Origin of the sequence: Rhizobium sp. OAE497, from assembly GCF_040546565.1 — a bacterium.
Taxonomy (GTDB): Bacteria; Pseudomonadota; Alphaproteobacteria; order Rhizobiales; family Rhizobiaceae; genus Rhizobium.
Map to the genome: position 1 here is coordinate 1,043,391 of NZ_JBEPOA010000002.1, position 12,469 is coordinate 1,055,859.

At 62.5% G+C, this 12,469-nt stretch carries 12 protein-coding genes and 1 pseudogene; all 13 read left to right on the forward strand.

The window, feature by feature from the left end; translation table 11 throughout:
• Positions 1-10 precede the first annotated feature (10 nt).
• The 13 genes and pseudogenes from ABIE40_RS24470 (at position 11) to ABIE40_RS24535 (ending at position 12,469) form a co-directional block, all read left to right on the forward strand.
• Complete coding sequence (locus ABIE40_RS24470; RefSeq protein ID WP_199628139.1) at positions 11-1,258, forward strand: ABC transporter substrate-binding protein; 1,248 nt, start codon at positions 11-13, stop codon at positions 1,256-1,258.
• A gap of 74 nt (positions 1,259-1,332) precedes the next feature.
• Positions 1,333-1,815: a VOC family protein gene (locus tag ABIE40_RS24475; protein WP_199628138.1), complete on the forward strand. Its 483-nt coding sequence runs from the start codon at positions 1,333-1,335 to the stop codon at positions 1,813-1,815.
• 95 nt (positions 1,816-1,910) lie between these two features.
• On the forward strand, positions 1,911-2,471 hold the full coding sequence (locus ABIE40_RS24480; RefSeq protein WP_199628137.1) for a helix-turn-helix domain-containing protein: 561 nt from the start codon (positions 1,911-1,913) through the stop codon (positions 2,469-2,471).
• 275 nt (positions 2,472-2,746) lie between these two features.
• Positions 2,747-4,117: an LLM class flavin-dependent oxidoreductase gene (locus tag ABIE40_RS24485; protein ID WP_199628136.1), complete on the forward strand. Its 1,371-nt coding sequence runs from the start codon at positions 2,747-2,749 to the stop codon at positions 4,115-4,117.
• A gap of 60 nt (positions 4,118-4,177) precedes the next feature.
• Positions 4,178-4,658: pseudogene (locus tag ABIE40_RS31050) on the forward strand (flavin reductase).
• Positions 4,659-4,731: 73 nt separating this feature from the next.
• Entirely contained in the window at positions 4,732-5,913 is a 1,182-nt protein-coding gene (locus tag ABIE40_RS24500) for an MFS transporter (RefSeq protein WP_354541135.1), read from the forward strand.
• A 117-nt stretch (positions 5,914-6,030) separates the two neighbouring features.
• A complete protein-coding gene (locus tag ABIE40_RS24505; protein WP_112711316.1) occupies positions 6,031-6,252 on the forward strand; it encodes a DUF3311 domain-containing protein in 222 nt (73 codons plus the stop codon).
• Complete coding sequence (locus ABIE40_RS24510; protein ID WP_354541136.1) at positions 6,249-6,593, forward strand: hypothetical protein; 345 nt, start codon at positions 6,249-6,251, stop codon at positions 6,591-6,593. Before ABIE40_RS24505 ends, ABIE40_RS24510 begins: the two co-directional genes overlap by 4 nt.
• On the forward strand, positions 6,475-7,725 hold the full coding sequence (locus tag ABIE40_RS24515; protein ID WP_354541137.1) for a sodium:solute symporter family protein: 1,251 nt from the start codon (positions 6,475-6,477) through the stop codon (positions 7,723-7,725). The genes ABIE40_RS24510 and ABIE40_RS24515 overlap by 119 nt, the downstream gene beginning before the upstream one ends.
• A gap of 96 nt (positions 7,726-7,821) precedes the next feature.
• Entirely contained in the window at positions 7,822-9,285 is a 1,464-nt protein-coding gene (locus tag ABIE40_RS24520; RefSeq protein WP_199628133.1) for an aldehyde dehydrogenase family protein, read from the forward strand.
• Positions 9,286-9,298: 13 nt separating this feature from the next.
• The gene (gene argE / locus ABIE40_RS24525) at positions 9,299-10,429 is read left to right on the forward strand and encodes an acetylornithine deacetylase (RefSeq protein ID WP_199628132.1); all 1,131 of its coding nucleotides are present in this window, start codon (positions 9,299-9,301) and stop codon (positions 10,427-10,429) included.
• Between the two features lie 154 nt (positions 10,430-10,583).
• Entirely contained in the window at positions 10,584-11,306 is a 723-nt protein-coding gene (locus ABIE40_RS24530) for a FadR/GntR family transcriptional regulator (protein ID WP_199628131.1), read from the forward strand.
• Positions 11,303-12,469: a PLP-dependent transferase gene (locus tag ABIE40_RS24535; protein WP_112711031.1), complete on the forward strand. Its 1,167-nt coding sequence runs from the start codon at positions 11,303-11,305 to the stop codon at positions 12,467-12,469. Before ABIE40_RS24530 ends, ABIE40_RS24535 begins: the two co-directional genes overlap by 4 nt.

Below are 12,469 nucleotides of genomic sequence, written 5' to 3' on the forward strand. Positions count from 1 at the left end.
AGGAATGGAAATGATGAACAGGATTATTGCCGGCATCACTGCCGCCATGCTTGCAGGCGCCGCCCCCCTGGGCGCACACGCCACAGAATTGGTGATCTACCACACTTGGTCGGCTCCGCCGGAGGTGGCCGCATTGAACGTGCTCAAGAAGCATTTCGAGGCGAAGGGCCATAAATGGACGGATATCGCCATCCCGCATGACACCGGCTCGAACGTCAACCTGATGAATCTCGTCGCAGGCGGCAATCCGCCGAACGTCTTCATGGAATCCAACCCAGGCGTTTATCGCGATTTGTCAAAGCAGGGCTTCGGTCGCCCGCTGACAGATTTCTTCAAAGATCAGGGCTATCCCGATAAGTATCCAGACGCTGTCGCTCATTCGATGGTCGTCGATGGCCAGGTCATGAAGGTGCCGACCGCGCTGCATATCGATGGCATGGTCTATTACAACATGGACGTCGCCAAGAAGGTTGGCGTCGATCCGACGGCTTGGAAGACGCTCGACGACATGTTCGCAGACTTCGATAAGGTCAAGTCGGCTGGTGTCATCCCGCTCGCCGTTGGCGGTCAGCAGTGGCAAGTTGGATACCTCACCCATGCTCTGGCGGCGACGATCGGCGGTCAGGATTTCTTCAACAAAATCTACGGCGAAAAGCCCGATCCTGCGGTGTTCGACACGCCCGAGTTCCGCAAGGTCTTCGAATATCTTCGGAAATTCCAGCAGGCAGCGGACGAGGGTTCGGCCAATCGCGAGTGGAATCTGACGACCAACCTCGTGATCACCGGCAAGGCTCTGATGCAGATCCACGGCGACTGGATGAAGGGCGAATGGCTTGCTGCCGGAAAGACAGCAGGCAAGGACTTCGGTTGTATCCAAATCCCCGGCGCCAAGGCCGTAGTCGCGAGCGTCGACAGCTGGGGCCTCCTCGGCGGCCAGCCTGAGGACAAGGATAAGGCGGAACTGGATTTCGCATCCGTCGTGATCGACCCGAATGTCCAGGCAAAGTTCGCCAAGGCAAAGGGATCGACGCCTGTTCGCCTCGACGCGCCGCAGGATAGTCTCGACGCCTGCTCCAAGGAGGTCCTGCACATCGTCGCCGACCCCAAGCATCAGGTGCAGAATCCGCACAGCATCAGCGATGCCGACTGGGAAAATTCGATATGGGAAGTGGTCTTCAACTTTTGGAGCGATCCCAACATGAGCATTGATGATGCGATCTCCAAGGTGAAGGACAACTACCAGACTATCCTTGGCTAATCGATCCCTCCCAGAGGGCGGCCGCTCAAAAGATCGGCCGCTCCCGCGACCTTGCTCCTTCAAAGGATTGAGACATGGACAAACGCTTGCTTGACGAAGATGCGGTGATGCAGATCTGCTTCGTCACCGACGACGTGCAAAAATCCGCGGCCTGGTTTTCCGACCTGACGGGCAAGCCCGTCCCGGCCGAAGGTAAAGCCGCAGATCCGGACGAGGCGCAAGCTATCTATGATGGAAAGCCAGCGGAAGTTGGCTGCCGCATCATCATGTTCAAGTTCGGCAATATCGACGTTGAGTTTCTGCAGCCGGGGCCGGAAAAGAGCGCTTGGCGCGATCTTCTGGAAGAGAAGGGGCCGGGCTGCCACCATATCGCCTTCAGAACCCGGAACCTGACCAATCGCAACCGCTACCTGGAAGACAAGGGGCACCGGCTGCTACAGCGCGGCGAGTTTGACGGCGGACACGGGCGCTATGCCTATTACGACACCGTCAAGGACCTCGGCGTGATGGTCGAATTGCTGGAATTCGACAGCGACAAGGAACGCCAGCCCGTTTGATGTAGCCAATCCGCTATCGTGGCAGGCGTTTAAGTATCTGACAGTTCCGCTACGGCAGTTGCCGGGGAGGGGCGTGAGACGCTAATGATATGCGCATGTTGGATAATATCGATGAGCGTCTCGGCGCACGGGTGAGAATTGAGCGGGAACTGCGCGGCTGGTCGCTGACGGAGCTGGCGAAGCGGTCGAGCGTGTCGCGGGCGATGATCCATAAGGTCGAGCGTGGCGAGGCGAGCCCGACAGCGATGCTTCTGGCGCGGCTTGCGGGTGCGTTCGAGATGAGCATGTCGACGCTGATGGTGCGTGCCGAGATGCAGGAGGGAATGCTGCTGCGCAAGGGTGAGCAGCCCGTCTGGATCGATCCGGTGACCGGCTATGCGCGCCGCCATGTCTCGCCGCGGTCTGCGACCCCGATCGATGTCATCAATATCGATTTCCCGCCCGGCAAGGAATCGTCCTTCCCTGCGGCGTCCTATATCAATCGCAAGCACATCATCTGGATGCTCGATGGCGAACTGGTCTTCCTCGAAGGCGAGGCGCGCCATGAGATGAAGGAAGGCGACTGCCTGGAACTCGGGCCGCCGAACGACTGCACTTTCCGCAACGAGAGCAACCGGCCCTGCCGCTACGCGGTGATCGTGCTACGCGATTCATGATCGAGCGGTCCTGATTCTCTGGGCTGCCTGAAGGCGGAGCATGTCTATCCGCAACTTTCTTTTGTGTTCCGTACTCTTATAGTGACGGCTTTGCGTCGCCAGGCGAAGCCTTTCTGCCCGCGTCCTGGCGTGCTTGTGCAGTGCTGCGGGCGTTCTGCGGCGTGACCACACCTTTCAGAAAATTCTTTGACATAGATCAATCGCTCATCATAGTGACACACAAAGTCCAATATGGTGGACAGATAGAGCGAACATTTACGAGGGGGAGCCAATAAATGCCTCGCCAAATCCATCTCAACGCATTCGATATGTTTTGCCCGGGTCACATCCAGCAGGGGATGTGGACGCATCCGCGGGATCAGTCGGCGCGCGTCAATGATCTACAATATTGGACGGAATACGCCCGCAAGCTCGAGGCCGGCCTGTTCGACGGCATCTTCTTTGCCGATGTGGTCGGCGTCTATGACGTCTATGGCGGCAGCCCGGACGCGGCGGTGCGCGGCGGTGTGCAACTGCCGGCCAACGATCCGACCATCGTCATCCCGGCAATGGCCGCGGTCACCAAGAATCTCGGCTTCGGCGTCACCTGCAACCTGACCTACGAGCAGCCCTTCCTGTTTGCCCGGCGCATGTCGACGCTCGATCATCTGACCGGTGGGCGCATCGGCTGGAACATCGTCACCGGCTACCTCGACAGCGCGGCGCGCGCCATCGGCCTGCAGGGCCAGGTCGCCCATGACGACCGCTACGATCTCGCCGACGAATATATGTCGCTGGTCTACAAGCTGTGGGAAGGCTCCTGGGATGACGACGCCGTCGTCATGGATCGCGCCAACGCGGTCTTTGCCGATCCGAGCAAGGTGCGCGTCATCCATCACGAGGGGCCGCAATACAAGGTCGATGCGATGCATCTCTGCACGCCGTCGCCGCAGCGTACGCCGGTTCTCTATCAGGCAGGTTCTTCGCCGCGTGGCCGCGAGTTTGCCGCGACCCATGCAGAGTGCGTCTTCGTCAACGGCCAGAAGAAGGAAGATGTTCGCGGCATCACCGACGACATCAAGGCGCGCGCCGTCGCCAAGGGCCGCTCGGCCGAGGATCTCAAGGTGTTCCTCGGCGCAACACTGGTGCTCGGCAAGACTTCAGCCGAAGCGCAGGAGAAATTCGAGGAATACAAGCGCTATGTCAGCTCCGAAGCGGCACTGGTGCATGCCGCCGCCTCGCTCGGCATCGACTTCTCGAAATATGACATCGACGAGCCGATCGAGACCGGCAAGAGCCAGGCGATCACCTCGAATGTCGAGATCATGAACAAGGCTGCAGGGCCGAAATGGACGCGCCGCAAGCTCCTGGAGCAGATGGTGCTCGGCAGCCGCCAGGCGCCCTGGGTTGGCTCGGCTGAGGAAGTGGCGGACACCCTTATCGGCTGGAGCGAGGAAACCGGCGTGGCGGGCTTCAACCTGTCACGCACGGTCGCCCCCGAAAGCATCGACGATGTCGTCAACCTGCTGATCCCGGTGCTTCAGGAGAAGGGCGCCTACAAGACCAGCTATGCCGACGGCACCTATCGCGACAAGCTGTTTGGCCATGCGCGCCTGCCGTCGACGCATTCGGCCGCGCAATATCGCGGCGGCGCAGCCGCCCGCTAAGGCTTGCAGGGATCTGGAGGAGGATTGAACGTGGTCGACAAATCCGCGTATCGCGATGCCATGGCCGGCCTGGCGGCCGCCGTCAACATCATCACGTCGAATGGCGAAGCCGGTCTCGCGGGCTGCACGGTCTCGGCCGTCTGCTCGGTGACCGACGAGCCGCCGACATTGCTCGTCTGCATCAACCGTTCGAGCGCCAATAACGAGATCATCCGCAAGAACGGCAATCTCTGCGTCAACGTGCTCTCGGCCGAACAGAAGACGGTCGCCATGCAGTTTGCGACCAAGGGCCTTTCGATCAGCGAGCGCGCTGGCCTGCGCCAGCTGGGGCACTCTCGAAACCGGCGCTCCGGCGCTGGACGGCGCGGTCTGCGCCATCGATTGCGAGGTCGATTCCGTGTCCGAAGTCGGCACGCACACCGTTTTCTACTGCCGCGTGAAGGCGGTCCGCAACCAGCTCGACCGTGACGGGCTGATCTATTTCGGCCGCGACTTCCACCGAGTCGGCAAGCCGGTCCCGGCTGCCGAGGCGAGGGCCTGATCCGATGAGCGGGCGAACGACACCCCCCGGCGCCAACCCGCTCGCCGCGCCAGGCACTGGCAGGGCTCTATCGTTGGCACTGATCCTCGCCGCGCAGGTGGCGGCGATGAGCGTCTGGTTCTCTTCGAGCGCGGCAATCGCCGGCATCAAGCAGCATTATACGATCGGCGCCTCGCAAGAGGCGCTGCTGACGACGGCTGTTCAGATCGGCTTTGTCGCCGGGACCATCGTCTCGGCCCTGCTGTCGCTCGCCGACCGTTTCGACCCAAGGCGGCTGTTTGCGCTCTGCGCCGCGATCGCCGCGGTTGCGACCGCCTGCCTGATCTTCCTGCCGCCGACCGGCGGCGCGGTGATCCTGCTGCGCTTTCTGACCGGTGTCTGCATGGCGGGCGTCTATCCCGTCGGCATGCGGATGGCGGCGACCTGGGCCAATCGCGATATCGGCCTGCTCATCGGCCTGCTGGTCGGGGCGCTGACGCTGGGTTCGGCAAGCCCGCATCTCTTGGCTGCGACCGGCGGTGTCGAGTGGCGGGCAATCTATGGCGTTGCCTCGGCTTCTGCTCTTGCAGCAGCGGTGCTGATCGGCTTCGTCAAGCTCGGCCCGAACATCCGCCGCGCCAGCGCGGTCGACATGAGCAAGATCGCTCAGAGCTGGCGTCGCACGTCGCTGAGGCGGGTCAATCTCGGCTATCTCGGCCACATGTGGGAGCTCTACGCCATGTGGGCTTGGCTGCCGGTCTTCCTGCACCAGTCCTTCGCTGATCGCGGCATGGAGAATTCGGATGCGAAGGCGGCATGGCTGACCTTCGCGGCCGTCGCGGTCGGCGCAGTCGGGTCCTGGCTCGGCGGCATGTTCGCGGATCGCCGGGGGCGTACCTTTGTGACGATCACGGCCATGGCCGCAAGCGGCATCTGCGCAGCGCTGATCGGCTGGCTCTATGCCGCGCCGCTCGCCGTGCTGATCCCGGTCGCGATCATCTGGGGCATCACCGTGATCGCCGATTCCGCGCAGTTTTCGGCCTCGATCGCCGAGCTTGCCGAACCAAGCTCGGTCGGAACGCTGCTGACGGCGCAGACCTGCGCGGGATTTTTGCTGACCATGGCCAGCATTCATCTGGTGCCCGAAGTGCGGGATCTCTTCGGCTGGCCCGGAGCCTTCACCATGCTGGCAATCGGCCCCTTCGCCGGCTGTATCGCCATGTGGCGATTGCGGCGGGATCCGGAGGCCAGGCTGCTCGCCGGCGGGCGGCGCTAGAGGCCAAACACGACATCACAGGAATTACCGAACCATCTCTCAGGAGGAGAGGGGTGCGGGAGCAATCCGCCGGAAGAGCGGGATAATCGACCAGTCGCTTCATAGAGGATGGAACATATGCGACCCATACATTTACTTAGTCTGATACCGATCTGCGGGGTTCTCGTTGCCCCGTTCTTTTTGAACCAAGTGAAGCCGTTCATTCTGGGCATGCCCTTCATGCTCGGATGGTATTCGCTGATGCTGGTGGCGACTTCGATCGTCATGGCCTGCATCTATTTCTCCGACAAGGCATCCGGCGCCCATGCCAGCGATGCAGCTGAAGGAGAGCGGAAGTGAACAGCGCCCTTTTCTTCATTTTCGGCATCCTCATCGTCGCCCTGGCGCTCGGCCTTCGTGCCCGCCGCGGCAAGGACATGAACCTCGAGCAGTGGACCGTTGGTGGCCGCGGCTTCGGCGCCATGATCATCTTCCTGCTGATGGCAGGCGAGATCTACACGACCTTCGTCTTCCTTGGGCGGCAGTGGCTATGCCTATGGCAAGGGCGCGCCGGCCTATTACATGCTGGGCTATGGCAGCCTGTGCTTCGTGCTTTCCTATTGGCTGCTGCCGCCGATCTGGCGCTATGCCAAGGAGCGCAAGCTCATCTCGCAGCCGGATTTCTTCGCAGCCAAGTATGAGAGCCGGTCCTTCGGTGTTCTCGTCGCCGTCGTCGGCGTCGTGGCGCTGATCCCCTATCTCATCCTGCAGCTCAAGGGCCTCGGCATTATCATCAACGTCGCCTCCTATTCGGCGATCTCGTCGACGCAGGGCATCTGGATCGGCGCCGTCATCGTTGCCGCCTATGTCTTCGTCTCCGGCATCCATGGCTCGGCCTGGACCTCCGTCGTCAAGGACATCCTGGTGATGTCGGTCGCCGTGTTCCTCGGCCTCTACCTGCCATACCACTATTATGGCGGCATCGGCGCGATGTTCGAGGCGATCGATCAGGCAAAGCCCGGCTTCCTGGCGTTGCCGGAAAGTGGCCAGAGCTCGACCTGGCTGGTCTCCACCGTGCTGCTTTCGACCCTTGGCTTCTACATGTGGCCGCATATGTTCACCGCAACCTTCGCTGCGAAGCGGGAAGATGCGCTGCGCAAGAACGCCTATGTGCTGCCGATCTACCAGCTGATGCTGCTGTTCATCTTCTTCGTCGGCTTTGCCACCGTGCTCCAGGTTCCTGGCCTGCAGGGCGGCGATATCGACCTGGCGCTGTTCAAGATCTCGCTGCAGACCTTCGACCCCTGGTTCGTCGGCGTCATCGGCGCTGCCGGTGTTCTGACAGCACTTGTGCCGGGTTCGATGATCCTGGTGACGGCGGCGACGCTGGTCGCCAACAACATCTATCGCCCGCTGCGTCCGCAGGCGAACGACGCCCATGTCGGCTTCGTCGCCAAGCTGATGGCGCCCTGCGTCATGCTGGTTGCGGTCTATTTCACGCTTGGCGGCGGCGATACGATCGTTGCGCTGCTGCTGATGGCTTATGCCTTCGTCACGCAGCTCTTCCCGGTCCTGCTGGCGAGCCTGATGCGCAACAACCCGGTGACGCGCACGGCTGCCTTCGCCAGCGTCATCGTCGGTGAGGCGACCGTTGCTTGGGTCACGCTGACGAAGAGCACTGTTGCGGCGCTCTTCCCGTTCCTGCCGGCGCCGCTGGCTGATCTCAATGTCGGCATCGTCGCGCTCGTCCTGAACGTCGTCACGCTCGTCGTCGTCACGCTCCTGACCCGCAATCTGCAAGGCAGCCAGACGACGCGCGTCAAACAGGCCTGATCGAACGGCCGCGGGGTTTGCGCCCCGCGGTCTTTTGCCTTTCCGGCGGCCATGCGCCGCCGTCTCTTTTCAATTCCATTTTCTGACGGTTTTGCCATGACGATTTCCTTCGATCCCGATCGCATCGAACTTCCCCTCGGCCACTGGATCGGCGACAGGCTTGTCTCTGGCGCACCGGAGATCGAACTGCTGCGCCCGTCCGACGCCGTCAGCTATGCGCGCTGTCCGGTCGCCAGTGCCGATATCGTCGATCAGGCCGTCTCGACGGCAAAGAGCGCACTGAGATCGAGCGGCTGGGCTACATGGCGTCCGCGCCTGCGCGCCGAGGCGCTGCATCGCTGGGCCGATCTGATTATCGCCGAGCGCGAAAAGCTCGGGCGGCTGGAATCCCTTTCCTCGGCGCGTCCAATCGCGCAGTCCGTATCGATCGATGTCGCGGTGACAGCCGAGCAGATCCGCTTCTTCGCCGAAATGGCCGACAAGGAGGGCGGAGACGTCGTGCCGACGGACGGCAACCATCTCGGCATGATCCTCAGCGAGCCCTATGGCGTGGTCGGCGCCATTACCCCGTGGAACGTGCCGCTCTCGATGGCCGGCTGGAAGATGGGACCGGCGCTCGCGGCAGGCAACGCAATCGTGCTGAAACCGTCCGAGTTGACGCCATTCTCGACACTCTATCTCGCGGAACTCGCTGTACGCGCCGGTATCCCGGCCGGTATCGTCAATGTCGTGCTCGGGGACGGTCCGACGACCGGCGCCAGCATCGTCGCGCATCCCGATATCGCCAAGGTAAGCTTCACCGGGTCGACCGTTGCGGGTGGCGCGATCATGAAGACGATCGCCTCGTCGCAGATCAAGCCGGTGACGCTGGAGCTTGGCGGCAAGAGCCCGCAAGTGGTCTTCGCGTCGGCCGATCTCAAGAAAGCCGCCGGCTGCATCGCGCGCAGCATTCTCCTGAACGCCGGGCAGACCTGCGTCGCCGGTACGCGGGTGATCGCCGACCGGCGCATCGCGGAGCCACTGCTGGCAGCGCTCACGGAGGCGATGTCCACGCATCGCGCCGGGCCGACCTGGGACGCCGAAAGCGACTATTCGCCGGTCATCTCCGAACGCCAGCTGCAGCGCATCGAAACCATCGTCGATGCCTCGATTACCGGTGGCGCGGAGTGCGTCATCGGCGGCAGGCGAATGGAACGGCAGGGCTATTTCTACGAGCCGACGATCCTTGCCAACCTCGCCGCGAATTCTCCGGCGCTCGCCGAGGAGATCTTCGGCCCGGTGCTGACGCTGCAGACTTTCGACGACGAAGAGGAAGCCTTCGCGCTCAGCGATCACCCCTCCTACGGCCTTGCCGCCGGTGTCTACACGACGGACCTGTCGCAGGGGTTGAGAGCGGCGAAGCGGATCGAGGCGGGCACTATCTGGGTCAACCGCTACGGCCGCTCGCGCGACCACATCCTGCCGACCGGCGGCTACAAGAGCTCCGGCATCGGCAAGGATCTCGGCAAGGAGGCCTACAAGTCGAACCGCCGCCAGAAGAGCGTGCTGATCGAGCTTTAGGGGAGGGGCGAGGATGACGGCGGATGTGCAGGAGATATTGGCCCGGCTGATCGGTTTTCCGTCGGTCGTCGGCACACCCAATGCGGCAATCGTTTCCTATGTCAGGGACTATCTTCAGTCCTTCGGTGCGAGCGTGCATATCCTTCCCGGCCCGGAAGGCGACCGGTCCAACTTGTTCGCCAGTTTCGGCCCTGTGGAGCGGCCGGGACTGATCCTGTCGGGCCATATGGACGTCGTTCCGGCGGAAGGTCAGACATGGTCGTCCGATCCCTTCACGCTCCGCGCCGAGCGAAACCGTCTATACGGACGGGGAACGAGCGACATGAAGGGATTTCTCGCGGCAGCGATGTCGCTCGTTCCCGAAATAGCCGCCATGCGCCTCGACCGCCCCCTGCATTTCGCCTTCTCCTACGACGAGGAAGCGGGCTGCCGCGGGGTGCCGCATATGATCGCCGCGATACCGGCGCTCTGCGCCTTGCCGTCCGGCAGCATCGTCGGCGAACCGAGCGGTATGGCGCCAATCCTTTCACACAAGGGCAAGGCGGCGATGCGCATCTCGATCAGGGGAACGGCAGGCCATTCCTCGCGCCCCGATCTCGGCCGCAATGCGATCCACGCGCTCGCCGGCGTGTTGTCGGAAGCCGTCCGGCAATCGGAGCGGCTGGAACAGGCCGAGCAGAACATGCTCTTCGCGCCGCCCTATTCGACACTTCAGGCTGGAATCGTCAGCGGCGGCATGGCGCTGAATGTCATCCCGGAACATGCGCGGCTCGACATCGAGGTACGCGCCGTACCGGGCATCGAGCCCTCCGCGCTTTTGCAGCCTGTGCTGGCCGCGGCACGCGCGCTCCAGGCGAGGGGCTTCGAGGTGACGACGGAAACGATCTCCGATTATCCCGGCATGGCGCTCCCGGCCGGTAGCCCGCTCGCTGCGCTGGTCGGTGATGCCTCGGGCGTGACAGCCGTCCCGGCGGTGAGCTACGGAACCGAGGCCGGCCTCTTCGAGCGCGCCGGCATTCCCGCAATTATCTGCGGCCCCGGCGACATCGCCCGCGCTCATAAGGCCGACGAATTCATTCTGATGTCGGAACTCGAAGACTGCCGCCGCATGCTTCTCAACGTCGCCGCCAGCCTGCAGGGCTGAACGCTTTTTCGCGCCACCATGCGGGTCGGCGCGCCATCGCCAATTCATGAACCAATTCTTTCGTCACCGCCCTTGACGGCGAAAGATTCTTACGGAATGCTAAGATGTCAGACCAATTTAAGGTCGGCTGCCTGATAAAGAAAAATGGGGAACCATGAAGGCAAATGTGGGCGACAGACCGGTGATCAGGCCGCTTCCGGCGATCGATCGTGCGCGTCAGGTGACTGAGGCGCTGGCGCATTACGTCGAGGATGCAAAGCTGAAGGCGGGCGACCGGCTTCCGGCCGAGCGCGAGCTGATGTCTGCCCTTGCTGTCGGACGTTCGACCATTCGCGAAGCCATCCGCCACTTCCAAGCACTCGGCGTCATCGAGACCCGGAAGGGCAGCGGAACCTATCTACTGAAACCGGTTTCGAAGGCGACTATTCACGTTCCGCTCTCGTTCGAGGGCGCCAATCTGCGCGATGCATTGTTGCAGACGCTGGAAGTGCGCCGCGGCATTGAGTGCGAGGCGGCAATGGTCGCAGCGCGCAAGCGCACGGCTGAGGATGTCGTCAACATCGAGACCAAGCTGAACGAGATGGAGCGCGTCCATATCGCCAAGGGAACGTCAGGCCCCGAGGATCTCGCCTTCCACATGGCCGTCTATGACGCCACGCACAATCCGATGTTCGGCCAGCTTCTGGAACAGATGCGCGAGACCTTCGTGCGCTTCTGGTCGCATCCTTTCGACCGGCAGGACTTTGCCCGCCGCTCGTTTCCCTTTCACCGCACGCTTTTCAACGCCATCGCCGCTCAGGACCCCGAAGCGGCGCGCTGCGAAACATTGAAAATCCTCGACGTCGTCGAGGAAGACATCAAGGAAATGTCCAAATGACTGACGGCTCCGAACCGTTCGATTTCGCTTCGCTGATCACCGCCCATGACGACGGCAATTTCGCCGAGGCCGTGGTGCCGCCGATCTTCCAGACGTCGCTTTTCACCTTCTCCGGCTACGACGACATGATCGCCTCCTATCGCGGCGAGAAGGTACGGCCGATCTATACGCGCGGCCTCAACCCGACGGTGCGCATGTTCGAGGAAATGCTGGCGAAGCTTGAAGGCGCCGAAGACGCGCTCGGTTTTGCGAGCGGCATGGCGGCAATCTCGTCCGCCGTCCTGAGCTTTGTCGAGCCGGGCGACCGCATCGTCGCCGTCAAGCATGTCTATCCCGATGCCTTCCGCCTGTTCGGCACCATCCTGAAGCGGATGAAGGTCGAGGTCACCTATGTCGACGGCCGCGACGAGGAGGAAGTCGCCAAGGCGCTTCCGGGCGCCAAGGTCTTCTACATGGAAAGCCCGACGAGCTGGGTGATGGAAGCCCATGATGTCGGCGCGCTGGCGGCGCTTGCCAAGAAGCATGGCGTCGTCACCATGATCGACAACAGCTGGGCAAGCCCGATCTTCCAGCGGCCGATCACGCTGGGCGTCGATATCGTCATCCATTCGGCCTCGAAATATCTCGGCGGCCATAGCGATGTCGTCGCCGGCGTCGTTGCCGGTTCGAAGGAGATGATCGCCCGCATCAAGGCCGAGGCCTATCCCTATCTCGGCGGCAAGCTTTCGCCCTTCGATGCCTGGCTTTTGATCCGCGGCCTGCGCACCCTGCCGATCCGCATGAAGGCGCACCAGACCGCGGCGATGACCATTGCCCAGCGCCTGCAGGCGCTCGATTGCGTCGAGCAGGTCTGCCATCCGGGCCTCGCCAACCGCCTGCCTGCGGGCCTGAACGGCACGTCGGGCCTCTTCTCCTTCATCTTCCGCGAAGGCGTGGACATCCGCACCTTCGCCGATCACCTCAAGCTCTTCAAACTGGGCGTGAGCTGGGGTGGACATGAAAGCCTGATCGTACCGGGCGAGGTCGTGCTTCAGCAGAAGGCACAGCCGAATTCCGCGCATGCCTTTGGCATTCATCCGCGGTCCGTACGCCTCCATGTCGGCCTCGAAGGAACCGAGGCCTTGTGGACGGATATCGAAGAGGCGATCGCCGCCGCTTCGTGA